Annotated in this window: 20 protein-coding genes and 1 tRNA gene; 15 read left to right on the top strand and 6 right to left on the bottom strand. The window is 56.1% G+C overall.

All coding sequences use genetic code 11. The features are described from left to right. Window positions 1–3: 3 nt before the first annotated feature. Window positions 4–1,716: a hypothetical protein gene (locus A4E19_18855; protein ID OQW34073.1), complete on the bottom strand. Its 1,713-nt coding sequence runs from the start codon at window positions 1,714–1,716 to the stop codon at window positions 4–6. A gap of 166 nt (window positions 1,717–1,882) precedes the next feature. Here A4E19_18855 and A4E19_18850 point away from each other — a divergent pair, with 166 nt between their 5' ends. The 4 genes from A4E19_18850 (at window position 1,883) to A4E19_18835 (ending at window position 4,866) form a co-directional block, all read left to right on the top strand. Continuing rightward, entirely contained in the window at window positions 1,883–2,449 is a 567-nt protein-coding gene (locus A4E19_18850) for a 2OG-Fe(II) oxygenase (protein OQW34072.1), read from the top strand. A gap of 263 nt (window positions 2,450–2,712) precedes the next feature. After that, window positions 2,713–3,747 (top strand): UDP-glucose 4-epimerase, encoded by a 1,035-nt coding sequence (locus tag A4E19_18845; GenBank protein OQW34071.1) that lies wholly within the window; start codon window positions 2,713–2,715, stop codon window positions 3,745–3,747. A 66-nt stretch (window positions 3,748–3,813) separates the two neighbouring features. Next, window positions 3,814–4,278, top strand: coding sequence for a tRNA (cytosine(34)-2'-O)-methyltransferase TrmL (locus tag A4E19_18840; protein OQW34070.1), 465 nt, complete (start codon window positions 3,814–3,816; stop codon window positions 4,276–4,278). Window positions 4,279–4,308: 30 nt separating this feature from the next. After that, a complete protein-coding gene (locus tag A4E19_18835; GenBank protein OQW34069.1) occupies window positions 4,309–4,866 on the top strand; it encodes a hypothetical protein in 558 nt (185 codons plus the stop codon). A 43-nt stretch (window positions 4,867–4,909) separates the two neighbouring features. On the opposite strand, the gene A4E19_18830 is transcribed toward A4E19_18835, so the two are convergent. The 5 genes from A4E19_18830 to A4E19_18810 are packed head-to-tail and all read right to left on the bottom strand — an operon-like array spanning window position 4,910 to window position 9,170. Then, window positions 4,910–5,869 carry a hypothetical protein gene (locus tag A4E19_18830; protein OQW34068.1) on the bottom strand — a complete coding sequence of 320 codons (960 nt, stop codon included), beginning with the start codon at window positions 5,867–5,869 and terminating at the stop codon, window positions 4,910–4,912. Further along, on the bottom strand, window positions 5,870–6,610 hold the full coding sequence (locus A4E19_18825; GenBank protein ID OQW34067.1) for a hypothetical protein: 741 nt from the start codon (window positions 6,608–6,610) through the stop codon (window positions 5,870–5,872). Between the two features lie 22 nt (window positions 6,611–6,632). Continuing rightward, window positions 6,633–7,403 (bottom strand): ABC transporter permease, encoded by a 771-nt coding sequence (locus A4E19_18820; protein ID OQW34066.1) that lies wholly within the window; start codon window positions 7,401–7,403, stop codon window positions 6,633–6,635. Then, a complete protein-coding gene (locus A4E19_18815; GenBank protein ID OQW34065.1) occupies window positions 7,400–8,203 on the bottom strand; it encodes a nitrate/sulfonate/bicarbonate ABC transporter ATP-binding protein in 804 nt (267 codons plus the stop codon). The genes A4E19_18820 and A4E19_18815 overlap by 4 nt, the downstream gene beginning before the upstream one ends. 1 nt (window position 8,204) lies before the next feature. Next, on the bottom strand, window positions 8,205–9,170 hold the full coding sequence (locus tag A4E19_18810) for an aliphatic sulfonate ABC transporter substrate-binding protein (GenBank protein OQW34064.1): 966 nt from the start codon (window positions 9,168–9,170) through the stop codon (window positions 8,205–8,207). Window positions 9,171–9,365: 195 nt separating this feature from the next. Between A4E19_18810 and A4E19_18805 the strand changes: the two genes are divergently transcribed. The 11 genes from A4E19_18805 (at window position 9,366) to A4E19_18755 (ending at window position 18,487) form a co-directional block, all read left to right on the top strand. Beyond that, complete coding sequence (locus tag A4E19_18805) at window positions 9,366–10,544, top strand: hypothetical protein (GenBank protein ID OQW34063.1); 1,179 nt, start codon at window positions 9,366–9,368, stop codon at window positions 10,542–10,544. Next, the gene (locus A4E19_18800) at window positions 10,532–12,085 is read left to right on the top strand and encodes a hypothetical protein (protein ID OQW34062.1); all 1,554 of its coding nucleotides are present in this window, start codon (window positions 10,532–10,534) and stop codon (window positions 12,083–12,085) included. The genes A4E19_18805 and A4E19_18800 overlap by 13 nt, the downstream gene beginning before the upstream one ends. A 12-nt stretch (window positions 12,086–12,097) precedes the next feature. Next, complete coding sequence (locus A4E19_18795; protein OQW34061.1) at window positions 12,098–12,853, top strand: molybdate ABC transporter substrate-binding protein; 756 nt, start codon at window positions 12,098–12,100, stop codon at window positions 12,851–12,853. A gap of 13 nt (window positions 12,854–12,866) precedes the next feature. Then, complete coding sequence (locus tag A4E19_18790; protein OQW34060.1) at window positions 12,867–13,532, top strand: molybdenum ABC transporter permease subunit; 666 nt, start codon at window positions 12,867–12,869, stop codon at window positions 13,530–13,532. Further along, on the top strand, window positions 13,529–14,620 hold the full coding sequence (locus tag A4E19_18785; GenBank protein OQW34059.1) for a molybdenum ABC transporter ATP-binding protein: 1,092 nt from the start codon (window positions 13,529–13,531) through the stop codon (window positions 14,618–14,620). Before A4E19_18790 ends, A4E19_18785 begins: the two co-directional genes overlap by 4 nt. A 323-nt stretch (window positions 14,621–14,943) precedes the next feature. Next, window positions 14,944–15,489, top strand: coding sequence for a hypothetical protein (locus A4E19_18780; protein OQW34058.1), 546 nt, complete (start codon window positions 14,944–14,946; stop codon window positions 15,487–15,489). 15 nt (window positions 15,490–15,504) lie between these two features. Next, a complete protein-coding gene (locus A4E19_18775) occupies window positions 15,505–15,753 on the top strand; it encodes a hypothetical protein (GenBank protein ID OQW34057.1) in 249 nt (82 codons plus the stop codon). A 169-nt stretch (window positions 15,754–15,922) separates the two neighbouring features. After that, window positions 15,923–16,651, top strand: a complete 729-nt coding sequence (locus A4E19_18770) for a hypothetical protein (GenBank protein OQW34056.1) — start codon at window positions 15,923–15,925, stop codon at window positions 16,649–16,651. Between the two features lie 50 nt (window positions 16,652–16,701). Then, a tRNA-Arg gene (locus A4E19_18765) sits at window positions 16,702–16,778 on the top strand. Between the two features lie 119 nt (window positions 16,779–16,897). Further along, entirely contained in the window at window positions 16,898–17,698 is an 801-nt protein-coding gene (locus A4E19_18760) for a hypothetical protein (protein OQW34055.1), read from the top strand. A gap of 321 nt (window positions 17,699–18,019) precedes the next feature. Continuing rightward, on the top strand, window positions 18,020–18,487 hold the full coding sequence (locus A4E19_18755; protein OQW34054.1) for a hypothetical protein: 468 nt from the start codon (window positions 18,020–18,022) through the stop codon (window positions 18,485–18,487). Window positions 18,488–18,686 lie beyond the last annotated feature (199 nt).

Below are 18,686 nucleotides of genomic sequence, written 5' to 3'. Positions count from 1 at the left end.
ATCTTAGTGGACAGTCCTGTCCTTACTATCTCCCCGGCCAGGACTGGGTTCAATGATCCGGAACCGAACTTCATCCACATAGGAATACGCTGAAGTCTGCTCTCCGGCGAAGAGGCCGCAGCGATAGAGACCTGGCGCCCACCCATTTTTCGGCGAAGCAAGGAGGAAGTATCCTGATCGATCGTTCGTCGTGGTCATGACGCGATCCTGGACCGTTGTCTGGTGATCTTCCGTCATATCGGATGTTTCCAATCCGCATCGTGCGGTCAACGGCACGGCATCGAACGAATCGGATACCAGCTTAAAGACCAAGTAGATGTCCGGTTGTGTGACGGGAAACGTATCGCCCGGATACAGCGGGATAAATTCGTGGGCGCCGGTTGGAAAATCGTCTCGTACGACCTTCGTTGCCGGAATCACAAATCGAAACCAGCTGAAATCCGCATCCCGACCCACGATCGCCGCTCCGGTCTCCAGCGTCTTCTGTGATTTCAGTCTTTCTACGGCCCTCGCAAACAGAGCTTCCTCTGGTAATTCAGAAGTCATGTTGCCTGACTGCTTCTCCGCTTTCGCCTCTTCCTCTTTCAGCTTCACCAGTTCAGGGACGTGGGGCCGTACCTTCTCCAGCCAGCGGGCAATCTTCTCTTTTGCCAGGACACGGGTACCGGCGGGGAAAGGGACATCCTTATTGGCCTGCTCAAATTCGACAGCCGCGTCATACAGCATCTGGAAATGAATGAAGGCTTCCTCCCACCGCTCCAACTCCACATAGCACTGCCCCATCCGAAAGGTCGTGTCCGCAAAGTCTTCCTCGCTGGGATTGAGATTCGACATGTTGCCGAAAACCGCCAGCGCCTGTTCGCATCGCCCCAATTGCATGAGCGTCAGGCCCAATTGGTGCGTGGCGATCGGATCGTCCGGATTGAGCGCCAGCAATCTGCGATAGACCGGCTCGGCCTCCCGAAAGCGGCCGGCTTCGAACAGCTTCCAGGCCTCCGACCGAATGGCAGCCCATTCCTTCAGTTGAGTCGCGGTGGCAGCGGAAGTCAGCGCCGGCTGAAAACGTCGGCCACGTTCCATGGACTCATGGAGTTGCGCCAATTGATTCTTGGCCGGAAGCTCAAGCGGAGAACCTGGCGGTACATGCTGGAGCACGTGGTGGAGGTCGGCATCCGCCCCCTGATAATCCAACACGTCAAAACGCGCACGGGCCAACGCCAGTCGCCAGCCCAGTATGTCCGGCATGAGGTCCACCGCCTGCTTGTACGACTCCAGCGATTCTTCCAACCGATCGAGCTTTCGCAGTTCTTGCGCCAACCGAAAATGGATGAGCGGATTCTCGGCATCGATCCGCGCGATGTTGCGCAGTTCTACTATCGCCTCCTCTTCCTGCCCCCACCGGACCAGCAGGCCCCACTTGGCCCAGCGGACATCCAGCGCAGCGGGCTCCGCAGCGAGCACTCGATCATACGCCTGAACAGCTTCCTTCGAGTCTCGCAACGTAGAGAGAATGTCTCCGCGCAATCTATACAGCGTCATGGCTTCGGGATGGACGCCGATACCCTGGTCCAAGACGTCCAGTGCCGTCGTAATCGCTCCGCTGTCCCATGCGGCGTTTGCTCGCTCTAAGACGTTGTCCGGCAGCATCGCCACATCATTTGCATGGGCGACTGCATTCACGGTCAAGGCAGCTGCGAGAGAAGCAGCGTACACCATAACAGCCATGCACGGGAGACTCGGTTGAGGATTGTTACACATTCGCAACGGTCCGGATGTATTCATATTCACGAGGGTACGGTGCAGAAATCGACTATATCAGGAACCTCGGCGCGGGAAAACCGCGCGTGGATCTGTGTCTTTTCTATGGATGTTACAATACATCATGCTTTTTTCTTTATCAGAGTTGGTCGAAGTTCAAGGGCTTCAGTACCTCCCCGATTGGATCACGACTGATCAAGAACAGGATCTCCTCAATCATATCCGCACTCTCTCCTTCTCCGAAGTGCGGATGCACGGAGTGACCGCGAAACGACAGGTCGTCCATTTCGGCTGGAATTACGGTTATGATTCGTGGCAGCTCTCTCCGGCAGATCCCATCCCATCGTGGCTGGTGTCTATCAGAGAACGAGCAGCTTCATTGATCAGTGTTCCTGCCGAGACCGTCGAAGAGGTCCTCATCAGCCGTTATGCACAGGGAGCCGGCATCGGATGGCGTCGGGATGCGCCGATGTTCGGCCCATCGGTCGTAGGCATCTCGCTGGCAGGGGTGTGCCGCATGCGGTTTCAGCGAATGATAGGAGCGACGAGAAGAACAACCGAAATCCTCCTCGCACCGCGTTCGATCTATGTCTTGGCAGGCGCGGCCCGCTTTCAATGGCAGCATTCCATCCCACCCACCAAAGAACTGCGCTACTCCATCACCTTCAGAACTGTGAGAAAGAAGCCGTAGGAAACACTGAATGATTGACCACACAGGGCGTTTTGCGTGCGGCCCATTCTTGACGACGGTCATGTCCCCCCCACCCATTGGTATTCCTTGTCCGTCTATGCGCACCTTAGATGTTGATAGCCGATGATACGTTGAGTCACCCGCCGTACCGGCGCGGTTTATCTGAATCCCATTGCTGTTCCATTCAGTTCCTTGACCCGCCTTCATGATCCCGCTAGTCTGGCTACGTCAACCCAAGAGGACAATTCTTCCGGAGGTGCCGCGTGATTCTGGTCACAGGTGGGGCGGGATATATTGGGTCTCACACCTGCGTCGAGCTGCTCCAGGCGGGACACGACATAACCGTCTTCGATAATCTCTGCAACAGCCATCCTGAATCCCTCGAACGTGTGCAACGGATTACGGGGAAACGGCTCCGCTTCATCCGTGGCGACATCCGCGACCGGTCGGCGCTGGTGGAAGCGTTGCGCGACAGCGGCGCGCAATCGGTGATTCATTTTGCCGGTCTCAAAGCGGTCGGCGAGTCGGTCCAACAGCCGCTGACCTATTACGACAACAACGTCGTCGGTTCGTTACGTTTGTTGGAGGCGATGGGCATCTGTGGGGTGAAAACGCTGGTGTTCAGTTCCTCCGCCACGGTATACGGCGACCCACAACGGCTGCCGCTGACGGAAGATCATCCGCTCTCGGCAACCAATCCCTACGGGCAGACGAAACTGACGGTGGAACACATGTTGCGGGACCTGCAGCGGAGCGCCCCTTCCTGGCGCATCGGTATCCTTCGCTACTTCAATCCAGTCGGCGCGCATGCGAGCGGATTGATCGGGGAAGACCCGCAGGGCACGCCGAACAACCTGATGCCATTCGTGGCGCAGGTGGCGGTCGGCCTCCGTCCGCATCTGAACGTGTTCGGGGATGACTACCCAACTCCCGACGGTACCGGGGTGCGCGACTATATTCATGTCGTGGATCTGGCCCTCGGACATCTCAAAGCCTTGGACGCACTCGGACAATCAACGCACCATGCAGAATGCCTCACGGTCAATCTTGGAACCGGGACCGGATACAGCGTGCTGGATATTGTGCGGGCCTTCGAGCAGGCCAGCGGCAAACGGGTGGCCTACAAGGTTGCGCCTCGCCGGTCCGGCGACGTTGCGGCCTGTTATGCCGATCCAAGCCAGGCGGCGGCCTTTCTCGGCTGGAAGGCTGAACGCAACCTTGCCGACATGTGCGCCGACGCGTGGCGGTGGCAAAGCCGCAATCCTCACGGGTACAATCCTCCCTCTTCAGCGACCTAAACCGTTTTTGAGGTGCTCCATCGAACGTCGTGCAGAAGGTGGGCACCGTGATACACTGCCCATCAGATGTTCGATATCGTCCTCTATCAACCGGAAATTCCCCCCAATACCGGCAATATCATCCGTCTCTGCGCCAACACCGGCGTGCGACTCCACTTGGTGAAGCCGTTGGGTTTTTCGCTCGAGGACAAACAATTGCTACGGGCCGGATTGGACTACCATGAGTTTGCCACGCTCAGCGTGTACGACAGTTGGGTGGAGTGCGCCGACCAATTCGACGCTAAACGCCTGTTCGCATGTTCCACAAGGGGAACCAGACGCTACGACCTGGTTCACTACGCTCAAGGTGATGTGTTCATCTTCGGTCCTGAAACACGCGGACTACCGGCCGCGCTGCTTGAATCGTTCGAGGCGGAACGGCGCATTCGTCTCCCCATGCGCACGGAAAGCCGCAGCCTCAATCTTTCGAATGCTGTCGCGGTCATTGTCTACGAGGCGTGGCGACAGAATGGTTTTGAGAACGGGTTCTGACGTTCATTCTTTTGAGCACAAGACAGCTTCATGGCCTCGGCATTCTCTCACGCGTTCGTCGCGCTCGTCCTGGGCAAAAGCTTACGTTATCCTGCAATGACATGGCCTGTCCTTCTGACAGGTGCCGTGTGTTCCATCGTGCCGGATCTCGATGTCATCGGATTTGCCTTCGGCATTCGTTACGGTGACCTCTGGGGCCATCGCGGCATGACCCATTCACTGTTCTTCGCCGCCTGCCTCAGCGCCGCGCTCGTCGCACTCGGCCATCGGCAAGAATCGTTGAAGATAAAAACCGGAGTCGGGATCTATCTCTTTCTCTGCACGGCGTCACATGGGGTGCTCGACGCGCTGACGGACGGAGGGCTTGGCGTGGCCTTCTTTTCTCCATTTGACCCCACCCGATACTTTTTCCCGTTTCGACCGGTTGCCGTGTCTCCGATCGGCATTGGTCAGTTCTTCAGCTCCGAGGCTTTGCGCATCCTCGCCAGCGAGATCCAATGGATCTGGCTCCCAACTACCCTGACCTTCCTCATTCTACGAGGGGTTCGATACTTGTGGTTCCGTCGGTTGTGGCAGAATGGTCCGTAGGCAACTCCAGCACCTGAACCACACCAACAGTGAGATCTAAATATTAAATGATCAATTCTACGAGTCCGTAAACGGGAAGCTTCCTGCCCCCATACTCCAACTCGCCATCGACCACGACCATCGAGAAGCCGCCGATCGCGAAGTTCCAGATGCTGGTTCTGGCTGATTGTTTGAGAATCAATGCAGCCGGCCCCTGTGGTCCTGTCCAGGTGATACGCCAAGCGGTCGGCCAGCGATACAAGCCCCTCGCCTGTTCACGGTCGAGCACTTCGACGTTCATATCCTTCATCGTGTCCGTTACGGCGTTGAAAACCATAAATCCGTCGAGCCAGCCCATCAACGGGGCCAGTCGCTCACTGCGCTGGCGATGCAGATACACATCACCGTCCGTGCCTATTTTGAGATAAAACCCTTGGTATTCCTTCCACAGGTCCCAGTACGTCCGTGTGAGGCGGTTGAAGTCCGGCATCATGAAGTACTCATGGATGACCCGTCCGGGTATGACTCGATCTCGCCAGGTGAGGACAGCCGGTGCCGAACCCATCCAGATTGCCGCACCGTCACTCCGCCGACTGGTTCGCAATGGAATCGGCTCAATTTTCAACATGAGCCGATTACTCTCGCCCATAATCGTCATGCCCGTTTTTGATGTCCCCTGAAATCGGAAGAAGGGTGAGCCGGGGATCGTCTTGAGCTCTTTCCCGGTATTCTCATACCGGCTGTTGCCATCCAGCCGCGCCCATCCGGTTTTCTCATCATACAGGACCAAAAAGTGCTGCGCCTGATAGGCGTCCCCGTCTCGCCCGCGACTGTTGTCGAGCGCGAATGCCACTTTGCCTTGACCGTCGTGTCCGACGAAGGAGAAGTAATCGGAAACATAGATAAGCGGCGAATCAGGAAGGTGGTCATGCAAAGCGCCTATTGGAGATTCGCTTGCTGCGTAAACCGGGGCAGTAACCACTCCAAATCCAACTGTCATGAGAACGCCGAGAAAAGCGCTCATCTATTTCCCCACACTCCGCCAGGTGACTTCTTCCCAGCAGAGATGGACAAAGATTTCAAAAGGAGGGAAATTGTTCGTGTTCTGCTCTTTCGAGCGGACCCATAGGTCGATTTCCATCCCGGCCGGATCCGTTTCGCCGCCAGGCAGCGAGCGTTTCACCGGATAACGGACCTCGTGGGTCTGTGGATCCCGAGACCGTTCCATCACCATAAAATGGGCGTCGTAATCCTTGTAGAGCACGTCCCCGTTTTTAAACACCGTCGCCGTACCCCAGCCACCGAGATAGAGCCACGTCTTCGGATAGAGAGGGTCGCCGTTCCCGGAATCGCCATGTTCATAGATCCTGGTCGCGATACCGCCGTCCTGAAACGGTGCCTTTGCGGCGAACCGATCCATGACGATGCGATATCGATCAGGGCCCTCTGTAAACTCAGCGATAACGTGTCCGCTGTTCGTGCGTTCATCAACGTCGATATTGATCGTCCCTTGCACCGACTGGAGTCGTTTCCCAGCGTAGTCCATGTGATCCCACGGCGAACGATCGTTCATACTGCCTATCAGAAACGCCTGTTGGCCGGTCAGGTGAAACTGTCCGCTGTAAGACGGATGTTCCTCCGCCTTGAAGATGCGCGTGCCTTCATCGTCTTTCGGCGTGCCGAATTGTCCGGCCATGACGATCGGCACACAGAGAAACACGATGGCCGACACAGTTGAACCCAGTGTGCGGTATCCAATGGCCATGGCTTATCCTTTCGACGAAGAGTTATTGACGTGCAGTGCCCCATCGGCGATGAAGAAATCGTTCAACCGGAGCGAACAGCGTCTTATCGACCGCCAGTCCGATCATGACAATGACGAGCATGACGCCGATCACCTGATCCATCGCATGCAACTCTCGTCCATAATGTAACAGATGGCCGAGGCCGAAACCGGTGAGAATCGTCACATAGATTTCCGCGGCCATCAACGATCGCCACGCAAAAGCCCAGCCCTGCTTCATACCGCTCAAGAGAAAGGGAAGCGCCGCCGGCAAAATCACATGCGTCCAGGTGTGAAAGCCGGACGATCCCATACTGCGGGCTGCACGGCTGTAGATCGGAGGAATTGTCCGCACACCGGTATCGGTGGCGATGATCAAGGACCACAACGTCCCCATTACCACAACGAACAGCATGGCTGCTTCCGTTTGCCCAAACCAGAGCAGGGCCAACGGAACCCAGCAGACGCTCGGAAGCGTTTGTAGGCCCAATGCCAGGACACCGATCGTGTCCTGAGACCATCTGAAAGACGCAGTGAGGAGGCCCAATGGCAGGCCGACAAGAATTCCCAGCCCGTATCCGACGAGAAGGCGTCGCACCGTCACCTGAGTGGCCTCCAACAGGGTGCCGTCTTCAACGGCGGACCACAGATAGACCACCACATTCGTGGGTGACGGCAAGAGTAACGGTGACCAGATCTGGGCATTGACGGTCAGCTGCCACAGGCCGATCAGCAGTGCAAAAAAGAGAGACGCCACCGCCCACCGTGCGATCATCCCGTCACCTCCGTCTGCACATACCCCTTGAGAACGCGAGTGATCTCCGTCGAATAGCGGGCTAGATCCACACTATTGATATCACGCGCGCGAGGAAGTGGAATGGAGAATTCCTCTCTGATCCGTCCCGGATTCGGCGAAAACAGGATGACTCGATCACCCAAACAGACGGCTTCCCGCACGTTATGCGTGACGAAGACGATGGTCTTGCGATGTTGACTCCAGATGCGCTGGATATCACCATAGAGCTGTTCGCGAGTCAGCGCGTCCAGCGCCCCGAACGGCTCATCCATCAAGAGCACGCTGGGGTTCGGCGCCAACGATCGAGCCAGCGCGACACGTTGTCTCATGCCGCCTGAGAGCTCATGCACGTTGGAGTGCATAAACCGCTTCAGCCCCACGAGTTCCAAAAAATATTCGGCCTTCTCACGGCGCTCCGATGCGCTCAATCCCTGAACGAGCTTAAGGCCGAACAAGACATTTCCAAGCACCGTGAGCCATGGGAACAACGCGGCCTCTTGAAACATCATCAACCGATGCGGCCCCGGCCCGATGATGGTCAGTCCATCTGCTTGCACGGTTCCATGGTCCGGCCGTTCGAGACCCGCGATCAGGTTCAACAAGGTGGACTTTCCGCACCCGCTCGGGCCGACGAGACACACGAATTCGCCCTCTGCGATGCGAAGCGTCACATCGTCCAGCGCCTGAACATGCAGTGAACTGGTCCGAAACCACTTCGAGACATGTTCCAACACAAGCTTGGTCGGAGTCGTATCTGGAGAAGAAACCACGGGTTGCATGTCAGGGCAACCTTTCGATGAGCCTGGATAGATCTGGAATGGTGCGGATGAACCCTGCACGCTGGGCGTTACTCACGAATTGCTGAAACTCTTCAAGTGACACATCCGGGCGCAGGGTGATACGTTTCCACGCCTGGGCGACCAACTCGGCCGAGACCTTGGCCTGTGTCTCGACGGTCAACTCCTCCAGAACCATCTTCTTGGCCTCCTCCGGATGCGCGAGAATCCAGGCAGTGAGCTCGCGATGGGCCTGGACAAACTTTCGCGCCAACTCCGGTTTGGTCTTCACGAATTTCACCCCTGATACGAGAACGGTGACGCTTTCCTTCGACTGTTCGAGCAACACCTTGCCTCCGGCTTCATGTTCAAGGCGAGATACCCACGGCTCAACGGTCCAGACCGCATCGAGCTTTCGTTGTTGAAACAAGGAGATCTGATCCGGATTCGGCGTCGGGACGATGAAGGTCTCCCCGCCGGTCTGTGTGACTCTCAATCCACCGTTGGCCAGCCAGGCGCGGCAGGCAATATCCTGGGTATTGCCGAGTTGTGGCGTCGCGATGGTTTTCCCACGGAAATCTGCCGGCTGTTTGAGCCCGGAATCCGGCTGGACCACCAATGCGGCACCCCCTGCAGCAGCACCGGCAAGGATTCGAATCTCTTCTCCATTCGATTTTGTGTGGGCATTCAACGCCGGATTGGGTCCCACATAGGTCAGGTCGATCGAACCGGCTAAGATTGCCTCTATCGCACTCGGACCGGCATTGTAGACATACCACTCAATCTTCACATCTTGACCCAGGCGCTCCTCGAACCAACCCTTTCCCATCCTGGAAAGATGCTGCGCCACGAGACTTTGCACATGGGTAATGTTCGGGAAATGGCCGACACGAATGGTCTCCTCTGCCGACACTGGAGACACACTTATGAGGAGGCAACTGATTCCCAAAAGAAGTGCAGGTGCTTTCATTTTCTTCCCAACCTCTACGTTTTTATATTTGGCTCCAAAGTCACGTTTGGCTCCAAATTCACGGCATACTACACTATTCCTATCGTAATTTGTAATAAAAATTTTATAGTTTTAACATATTGTAATAATTACTTATATTATGCTCTTCCAGTTTATATACTTGACATCAATCAATTATTATTGCTATCAGAAAACATGGTTGTTCCCGAACTTGACTCAGCAATACCCGCACAATTTTCCAATCGCCTCAAGGCGATTCGCATAGCCCGAGGCCTTTCTCAGAGCGATCTTGCCGCGCGAACCGGCATGACTCGGCAAGCTGTTTCAGCCATTGAATCAAATCTGTACTTGCCATCGACGGCTGTTGCTCTCCAGCTGGCCGCAGTACTCGAATGCCGCGTGGAGGACCTGTTCAGCCTGGCTCCTACCGAGGACATCATTGAAGGCGAGCTCATCGGCCATCTCCCTCCAGCCGAGATGAGGACTCAACCAATCCGGGTCAAAGTCTCCATGGTCGGCAAGCGAACGGTCGTACGTCCTGTCACCGATTTAGGCGAGCAACTGTCCTTCGCCATCCCCGCCGACGGATATGTCACCGAGACAGACGGCAAGCCGGCCGGCAGCCCGGTCCGCGTCACACTCTCTCGCGATCGAGACGCGATCGAACAAGAAATCTCCGTGGCCGGTTGTGACCCCGCGATTTTTTTGCTTGGCGAACACCTGCGACGGCAGAAAGATCACACCACGGTCGTGGGTTGGACGATGGGCAGCATGGCGGCACTCCAAACTCTGCAACGCGGCGAGGTGCATATCGCCGGCATGCATCTCTTCGATCCGGTGACGGGCGAATCGAATCTGCCGTTTCTCAAGCGATCACTGAAAGGATCCGGCTACGAGGTCGTGACTTTTGCGACTTGGGAAGAAGGATTTCTCGTTCGACGAGGCAACCCCCTGTCCATTCGCACGGCAGCCGATCTTGCAGAACCAATGGTGACGCTCATGAATCGCGAAGAGGGTTCTGGGGCTAGACTGCTGCTTGATCAGCGGTTACGGACATCCGGGATAGAACCGGCGCAAGTTCGTGGGTATGACCGTATCGCATCCACGCATTTCGATGTTGCAAGGGCCATTGCCCAACGTCAGGCTGAAGCGGGAATCGGAATTCGATCCGCCGCACAACTGTTCGACCTGGATTTCGTCCCGCTTCAGGCAGCGCGCTATGACCTGGTGGTGCCCAAGTCGTACCTCAAGTCCCATCCGACCTTGACGCACCTTTTTGAGACGCTGGCCAGCCGCCCATTCCGCAACGAGATTGCCGCGCTTGGAGGATACGACACCGGCGAGACCGGAAAGGTTCAAGCATGGCGCGCCTGACGAGCAAGCCTTTTTACTACGTCCTCCTCAGCGCGGTCGTTTTTCTGACGGGAGTCGGCTCGGCGAACGCCGTCGACTATGGCGAGCTCGTTGAGAAAGACGGAAAATGGGAGTTCAAGAACACGGAAGACCCTGTGCTCAAACTCATGCACGATAAGCACGTGATCACCCATGACGGCTATTTCAAAGCGATGGATCAAACCGGAAAGAATTGGATCGAACCGGCCGATGCCGTGCTCAATCGGCGGCGGGAGATCGACTGGCTTCGCTACGAAAAGACCGCCCTCCGCTTGCCGGACTGGATCGATCTGGGTCTCGAAAACCGAACTCGGTTCGAGTCGTACGACCATCCTTGGCGCGCAAGCCAGACAGTTGGAAACGGACGGACGGACGCACAAATCGCCCTCCGCTCACGGCTCCGGTTCGGATTGGGCGGAAACGGTCCTCTGCGATTCCTGTTCGAGGGCCAGGATTCGCGTTCGTTTTTAGACAAAGACCTTGGTGATTTCCGTGATGCGACCACGGTCAATGAGTTTGACATTTTGCAGCTATTCGGATCGCTGACCCTGCACAATACATTGGGCAGCGGCCTCCGGACCGATTTTCACTTCGGACGCATGACCATGGACTTCGGGAGCCGACGGTTGATTGCGCGCAATGCCTTCCGAAACACCGTCAATTCCTTCGATGGGTTTCATTGGCAAGTCAGCCAGGGCCAAGTCTGGCGGCTCAGGGCCTTCGTGGTGGAGCCGGTGCTTCGGGACGATGTGCGACTCGATCAACAGAATAGCAAGTTGTTCTTCTGGGGAACATACTTGGAGGCTCGGCAGTTTCCCTGGTTCCAGATGGACGCCTACTACTTGGGATTGAATGATAAGCGCGTGGCGAACGTGGCGGACCATCGAACGTATTCCACGTTCGGCGGGCGCCTGTATAAAGATCCCAAACCGGGAGAGCCGGATTATGAGATTGAGACCACCTGGCAGATCGGAACCAGAGGAGCGACCGACCACTTCGCCTATCTCCAACACTTGGACCTCGGATATACGTTCAATATTCGCTGGACGCCACGGGTTCTCTTTCACTTCGACTACGCCAGCGGAGATCGCCGGCCGGGCGATAGCCAGGATGAAGGATTCGATTCGTTGTTCGGCGCTCGGCGTTGGGAGTACGGACCGACCGGCATCTGGGGTCCATTTGCCAGAACGAACTTGATTTCACCCGGATGGCGAGTGATCGCCGTCCCCGCAAAAGACTGGATGGTGCAGGTCAAACATCGTGTCTGGTACCTGGCTCAAGCCGAGGGCGAATTCGGGAATTCCGGCCTGCGGGCTCCCAACGGGCAAGCCGGCTCGTCGTTAGGGCACGATGTCGAGCTCCAAGCACAATGGGCCCTCAACGCCAACCTCGATTTCGATGTCGGATACGTCCATTGGTTCAAAGGCTCGTACTTTGACAACCCCGCCATCCTTGCCCAATTACCGGCCGGCGGAAACAAAGATAGTGATTATTTTTATGCGGCCGTACGAGTGAGGATCTAGAAAGGGCTGACCATGAAACAGCGGTTTCTTACATGGTGCATGTTTGTCGTGATCGTGACAGGTGTCACACCGGCTCTCGCTGATCAGGCCTTGGTCGCGGTCGCCGCCAACTTCATTCCTCCGTTCCGAGAACTGGCGATAGAATTTGAAACGACGACCGGCCATACGCTTCGAGTCGCTGCCGGATCATCCGGAAACTTCTATTCACAAATCAAGAACGGCGCGCCGTTCGACGTATTCTTATCCGCCGACGGGGAACGGCCCAAGCTCCTGGAAGAGGAAGGATTGGGCGTCAAGGAGTCTCGATTTACCTATGCAATAGGCCGTCTCGTCCTCTGGAGCCCCAATCTCGATCTCATGAAGGGAGAACAAACCCTCCGCTCAGAACACTTCAAACATCTGGCCATCGCAAACCCCAAGACGGCTCCCTATGGAGTTGCAGCCATACAGACGATGCAGAAGCTCGGAGTCTGGGAAAAGGTACGGCCTCGGATTGTCATGGGAGAGAACCTCGGGCAGACCATGGGATTCATTGAATCCGGGAATGCCGAGCTGGGCTTCGTGGCCTTATCTCAAGTCATCGACCCGAACATCAAACATAAAGGAGCTCGCTGGGATGTACCGAAACATCTGCACGAGCCCATCAGGCAAGACGTCATCTTACTGACAAAGAGTCAACAAAACCCGGCCGCCAAAGCGCTCATGGAGTTTCTCGGGAGCCCGACAGCACAAGCGATCATCGAACGCTATGGCTATGAGCTGAAGTAGCAGCAGGAGACCAATGACGGACGTCGATCTGAGTGCCTTATGGGTGACCTTGCGGCTTGCCGCCACGACGGTGATCGTGCTCCTGCTCATCGGGACGCCGCTCGCCTGGTGGCTGGCCCATACCCGTTCACGCATCCGACCCATCATCGAGGCGCTGGTGGCACTCCCCATCGTACTTCCTCCCACCGTACTCGGGTTTTACCTGCTCATCGCGCTCGGTCCACATGGACCATTTGGACGAGTGGCAAACCTAAGTCTGGCGTTCACATTCACCGGACTGGTCATCGCCTCGGTGTTTTACTCCATGCCCTTTGTGATCCAACCTCTCCAGGGTGCATTTGAAGCCGTCGGGAAAGCCCCCTTGGAAGCAGCCTGGTCACTGCGCGCCTCGAAACTCGATGCCTTTCTGACCGTGATTTCGCCGATCGCCTTGCGGGGATATATCAGCGCCGTCGTGCTCGGATTCGCCCATACGATAGGCGAGTTCGGCGTCGTGCTGATGGTCGGTGGATCGATTCCTGGGCAAACACGAGTCCTCTCCACCACGATCTTTGAGCATGTGGAAGCCATGGAGTATGGCCAAGCCCATGCGATCGCTGCCGTCTTGTTGACCTTTTCGTTTCTCGTGTTGCTGGCCGTGTACGTCGCGAACCGTCGGTTTCCCATCCACGTCTCATGAATCGCTTGCTCGCACGATTTGACCTGCGATTGTCGGCCTTCCACCTGAACGTGGATATCGATGTGCCGACATCGGGCATTACGGCCATCTTCGGGCCTTCCGGATCTGGGAAGACCACGCTCTTACGATGCCTCGCGGGGCTCGAACGGGCACCTCGTGGCTTCATGCAATTCGGCGAGGAGGTGTGGCAGGACGAGGGCCTCGGGCGCTGCCTGCCGCTCTACGAACGTCCGATCGGGTATGTCTTTCAGGAGCCGCGCCTATTCCCTCACTACAATGTCCGTTCGAACCTCCTCTATGGCTATCAACGCATTTCTCCTGAAGCACGCCGAATTACGCTGGAACAGGTGGTCGAGATTCTCGGAATCGGCCATCTGCTCGATCGCCGCATTCACAAGCTCTCCGGCGGTGAGCAACAACGAGTGGCGATCGGTCGCGCACTGCTGACCAGTCCCAAACTACTATTGTTGGATGAACCGCTCGCTTCGCTCGATTTTCAGCGGAAACAAGAATTGCTTCCCTTCATCCGTCGGCTTCACGAGCACCTACGCATCCCCGTGCTCTACGTGAGTCATGGACTAGCCGAAATTCTTCAACTGGCAGACCGTGTCATCCTTCTGAAAGAAGGCCACGTCGTCGGCGCAGGCACGCTCAATGAGGTGTTCACGGCATTGGACTTCAGAGGAACGTTGGGACCCCATCGAATCGGCGCTATCTTGGACGCTCGCGTGACCGGTCACGATCCTCAGTATGGGTTGACTCAGTTGGAATGCATGGGCCAATCGCTGTCCGTGCCGCTCCAGCCTGTCGCAATCGGACAGCCCATGCGCGTACACATCCTGTCCAGCGACGTCACCCTCGTCGTCGGCCGGATCAATGCCCCCACCAGCGTGCTGAATATTCTTGACGCGACGATCGTCGAGATACGGGAAATCAATCACACGTCGGTGGACGTGCTGTTGGACATCGGAGCACCGCTCGTCGCCAGCATCACGAAAAAATCGCTGGTGACCTTGGGACTGAAACCGGGCCAGCACGTCTTCGCCCATATCAAAGCCGTAGCCCTGAATGAAGAGTTAATGGAATAGCGATACTCTCCCCAGTTTCTGTGGATAAACCTGTGCGCAACTCTCCCCGTGATGCAGGAATCGATGAAATACGTCTTGCGGGACCTTTTTGCCTATTTTTTAATCATTGTATGAAGGCCAATATATCCCACTACATCTTGTGGCTTTGGATCCCTTTGTAATTGAAAAGCTGAAAAAGTCGGCTGCTTCTATGCCCGAACCATGTTTGTCCGCTCCCAGCTGAGCGATCTTCTTCCAGCAAAAAAGTTGTCCACAGGGGCTTCACAAATATCCCGACTATCCTCTTGACAGACATGCAGGAAGATGTTACCAATGGATACAGCATGAGATCACAAGACCTCAAACACATCCGAGAAGAATTAGGCCTTACGCAGCAACAACTCGCCGAGGCCCTCCACACGACTCGGGTCTCCGTGGCGCGTTATGAAGCCGGTATGCGAAGGATTCCCGGGATCGTCTCGGTGGTGCTGAACCAATTGCGACGCAAGACGGCCGTTCCAATGGCCGGTTTGGTGGCAGCCGGCTCCCCGATCGAACCGGTGCCGCAATCGGAACTCGTGGACATCCCTCCGAGTATGTTGCGAAGCGGAGAGACCTTCGCCTTAAAAGTCAAGGGAGAGTCCATGAAAGACGACGGCATTTTACCCGGGGACCTCGTCGTGGTGCGCAAACAAGGCACGGCCAAAAACGGGCAGACCGTCGTCGCCTTGGTGAATCGCGAGGCCACGATCAAGACGTATTTCAAGAAGGAAGCACACATTGAACTTCGTCCCGCCAATGAAACGATGCAGCCGATCGTGGTCCGGCCATCGGATGAGTTTCAGATCGAAGGACTCGTCATCGGCGTCATCCGGCATTGTGCCGTCTAGCCCAAAGGAGGAACGATGCTCGCGACAGAATCAATCTCTCTCACGAAAGACCAATTGATGGATTTGGAACGATCCGTAGCAGCGCTGGACAACCGATTGCAGAGCATCCAGCGGGAACTGCGGCAAAGCCACGTCGGCTCTCTGTTAGAACGGTTCCGCGGCTTGATGAAATCCAAGCGGGATAGAGGCTTCATGTCGGCAGTCTGCAACCGACGTGTCCGTTCAAATACAAAACTGGGAACACATGATACTCCAAGAGCCTAGGGCGCCATTGATGACACCAGGTCCCTGCTCTGACTGTGGAATGGTCGTGGAGCACCGGATGGAATCCATCGACGGGTTGACCCACTCCACGGTTCACCTCTGCCCTACCTGTTGGAACGCCTCTCGGCAGCGGCAAGCCTTCGCGGGCGGATGTTGCGGATAACCGAACATGACGACCACAGAAGCCAAAGAAGGAAGGCCTCCATTACCGAACACGGATGGGAAGCGTTTCAGCCACAGAAAGCGTGCTCCACGTCCGACAACGTTGACGTGCGGCAGAGAAGATCCAGCCCACCCGGTCGTTTCGCTGCATGCATCCGATCGGCTGACCCTGCTGTATGGTCACCCCGCCGTGTCGAAAATAGCCCTCCAGGCTCTTGTCGATTACGCCCTGTCCGGACGCCCCGTTGTGTATCTCGACGGAGTGCATACGTTCGATGCGTCTCTGGTCGAGCGGTCGGCGAGAAACCGCCGGCAGCCGCCGTCGAAAGCGTTGGCGATGATCCATGTGGCACGAGCCTTCAACGCACAACAATTGGAACGGTTGATGTCCCATTGTTTGGTCGACGCGCTGGAGCGCTATCACGCGAGCACGGCGCTGATCTCCGGCCTCATTGAAACCCTATCCGCCGCCGGCCTGACCGATATGGACGTCGACCGGCTGGTGGACCGGATGGTTGAATCGGCGCGTCACGTGACGCGCCAGGGCTTTTCATTACTCTGCCCCTGCCCCGCCGTTCCAAGACCCATGGCGCCCACCCATCGATTGTTTGCGGCGTTGCGCGCGATGAGCCATCGTTGCATCCATGTGCACGAGGTGCAGGGCATCGTGACGGCGGAGGAATTCTTATGTGACGCCACACCCCTTTATGACGGTCCTGGTGAAGCATCGGCGTAGATCACCCTCCCCTTCCAATCTTCTCGTCAGTGCGCTACAGTTCGGCCTACGCCCCCGTAGCTCAGTTGGATAGAGCAGCGGTTTCCTAAACCGCGGGTCGTACGTTCAATTCGTATCGGGGGCACCAATTTTTCAATGGCTTAACTGTCCGTTCATGCAGTCGAAGGGTCTAACTGTGCTCAGAACTGTGCTCTACTCACCGGTATATAGACTGGCTGAATAGGTTTAATGAGCGATATTGATGATATGTCGCTGGAATACCTACTTCATGCTACCAAAGATGAATTAAGATACCCTCCTTCCAATTTCTACGAAGCTCTTTTAGAAAGCCCCCAGAGGCCTCGTAATATCACGAGAGGCGATGTCCCTGAAATTACTGGGCGCCACTGCCTATATTTGGTGAGAGAAGTGCTGAGTAAGTTTGTTGATCGTATCCTCAAGAATAGTAGGAAGCTGGGCCTCACGTCGGAAATAGAGATTCAAGGTGTAGTGAACAATGCCATTCAGGAAATGTTTTTGGAAGCTCGTGGGCTTCTAGCAAGGGAGTTCTCAGGGCAATGGGAGCAAGATAAGCAAGTAGTGATGCTGGCGTTAGATAATGGTCGAGGAGAACTAGAGCAACAGCTTCACCGTAAAATAAAAGTCAGGCATTTAGACCTTGAGGAGGCTCCAATGGCCTCGATCCGAATCAGTGGTAGCCATAATGTCAACAACATCGTTTTGGGCTCAGTAGGCACCTCTATTCAAAACCTTATCGCTCGTGGAGGACCAGAACAGGAAGCAGCAAGACTCATTGACGAACTTGTTCTTGCAGTTAAAGAGCTAGACGAAAAGCACCAAAAAAAACAGACGGACCTCTTAAACCTAGTGAACGGGCTGATAAAAGAAATTGAGAAAGAAGCCGAAGAGCGAAACCCCAGTGTCATGGAGGCTATACTGGATCGAATAAAAAGCGTAGGCAGTGCAATGTCGACGGCAACCGCCCTTCACAAGTTCATTGCAGAAACGCTTCCTCAATTGGCTCGCCTGTTGGGAATAGGAGGGTAGCTTTATCCTGTGAAGCTTGTCGTTCCAGTTTTATTATTGCCTCTATCAAATCGCTCGAATGGACAATATTGTAACGATCAAATACAGAACGCGTTCGATGTCCGGATATTTCCATCGCTACTCGTTCAGAGACCCCAGCCCTCACCATATTTCGAACAGCAGTGCGACGCAGGTCGTGAAAGAGCTTACCCTTGAGCCCAACCTGTTCACAGGCTTTCTGCCACGTTCTCTTGGGCAGACGCACCAGCCGTTTATCCTGCTCCCCTTGAAATTGAGACCACCTTCACGACAGGGTCCTGAGTGGACCGAGGAGGTGGCAAGATGGCAACAGATGCAACCGAACCGATTGAACGATGGACGGCCAAACGGCGTGTGGCGCTGGTCGTCAGCATCCTGAAAGGCGAGACGTCCGTCGCCGAAGCCGCTCGGCAGCATGGCCTGACCATGGCGGAAGTCGAAGATTGGCGCGAGAAGTTTCTGTTGGGGGCCGAGAACGCGCTCCGGAGTCGCCCGAAGGATGAAGACGCGGTGAAGGACGAGCAGATCAAGAAGCTCAAGCAGAAGATCGGCGATCTGGTCCTCGATAAGGACATCTTACGGGAGGCGTTGAAGCCCTCCCCTTTGGACCGAAAGACATCCGACGCGTATAGAGGGACGCTGCCGGATGTCTCGGAACGACGAAGCTGTCAGGTGCTCGGCGTCAGCCGCGCTAGCCTACATCGGACGGAGGGGGCGAGGCGCGATACCCGACGGCTGACCCGCCGTGGACCGAGCGGTTACACCAGCTGATCCAGCAGCATCCCACCTTCCGGTATCGGCGCTTGTGGGTACTGTTGCGCGTGCGGAATGGGATGGTCGTCAATCGCAAGGCGGTGTACCGGATCTTGAAACAGAAGGGGTGGTGTGTGCATCAACGTGTCGCTACGACACGCCCTCGTGTGCAGGGCTGGACGAGTCGGGCCAGCCGGAGCAACGAAAGATGGGCCAT

Source organism: Nitrospira sp. SG-bin1 (assembly GCA_002083365.1).
Lineage (GTDB): Bacteria > Nitrospirota > Nitrospiria > Nitrospirales > Nitrospiraceae > Nitrospira_D.
This window is presented reverse-complemented; position numbering and strand designations above follow the sequence as displayed.

Coding starts and splice junctions, on each gene's coding strand:
- A4E19_18780 (OQW34058.1), top strand. CDS start 14,944: ATGAGATCACAAGACCTCAAACACATCCGAGAAGAATTAGGCCTTACG.
- A4E19_18790 (OQW34060.1), top strand. CDS start 12,867: ATGACGGACGTCGATCTGAGTGCCTTATGGGTGACCTTGCGGCTTGCC.
- A4E19_18835 (OQW34069.1), top strand. CDS start 4,309: ATGGCCTCGGCATTCTCTCACGCGTTCGTCGCGCTCGTCCTGGGCAAA.
- A4E19_18785 (OQW34059.1), top strand. CDS start 13,529: ATGAATCGCTTGCTCGCACGATTTGACCTGCGATTGTCGGCCTTCCAC.
- A4E19_18770 (OQW34056.1), top strand. CDS start 15,923: ATGACGACCACAGAAGCCAAAGAAGGAAGGCCTCCATTACCGAACACG.
- A4E19_18805 (OQW34063.1), top strand. CDS start 9,366: ATGGTTGTTCCCGAACTTGACTCAGCAATACCCGCACAATTTTCCAAT.
- A4E19_18795 (OQW34061.1), top strand. CDS start 12,098: ATGAAACAGCGGTTTCTTACATGGTGCATGTTTGTCGTGATCGTGACA.
- A4E19_18810 (OQW34064.1), bottom strand. CDS start 9,170: ATGAAAGCACCTGCACTTCTTTTGGGAATCAGTTGCCTCCTCATAAGT.
- A4E19_18755 (OQW34054.1), top strand. CDS start 18,020: ATGGCAACAGATGCAACCGAACCGATTGAACGATGGACGGCCAAACGG.
- A4E19_18800 (OQW34062.1), top strand. CDS start 10,532: ATGGCGCGCCTGACGAGCAAGCCTTTTTACTACGTCCTCCTCAGCGCG.
- A4E19_18830 (OQW34068.1), bottom strand. CDS start 5,869: ATGAGCGCTTTTCTCGGCGTTCTCATGACAGTTGGATTTGGAGTGGTT.
- A4E19_18760 (OQW34055.1), top strand. CDS start 16,898: ATGTCGCTGGAATACCTACTTCATGCTACCAAAGATGAATTAAGATAC.
- A4E19_18840 (OQW34070.1), top strand. CDS start 3,814: ATGTTCGATATCGTCCTCTATCAACCGGAAATTCCCCCCAATACCGGC.
- A4E19_18825 (OQW34067.1), bottom strand. CDS start 6,610: ATGGCCATTGGATACCGCACACTGGGTTCAACTGTGTCGGCCATCGTG.
- A4E19_18775 (OQW34057.1), top strand. CDS start 15,505: ATGCTCGCGACAGAATCAATCTCTCTCACGAAAGACCAATTGATGGAT.
- A4E19_18815 (OQW34065.1), bottom strand. CDS start 8,203: ATGCAACCCGTGGTTTCTTCTCCAGATACGACTCCGACCAAGCTTGTG.
- A4E19_18850 (OQW34072.1), top strand. CDS start 1,883: ATGCTTTTTTCTTTATCAGAGTTGGTCGAAGTTCAAGGGCTTCAGTAC.
- A4E19_18855 (OQW34073.1), bottom strand. CDS start 1,716: ATGGTGTACGCTGCTTCTCTCGCAGCTGCCTTGACCGTGAATGCAGTC.
- A4E19_18820 (OQW34066.1), bottom strand. CDS start 7,403: ATGATCGCACGGTGGGCGGTGGCGTCTCTCTTTTTTGCACTGCTGATC.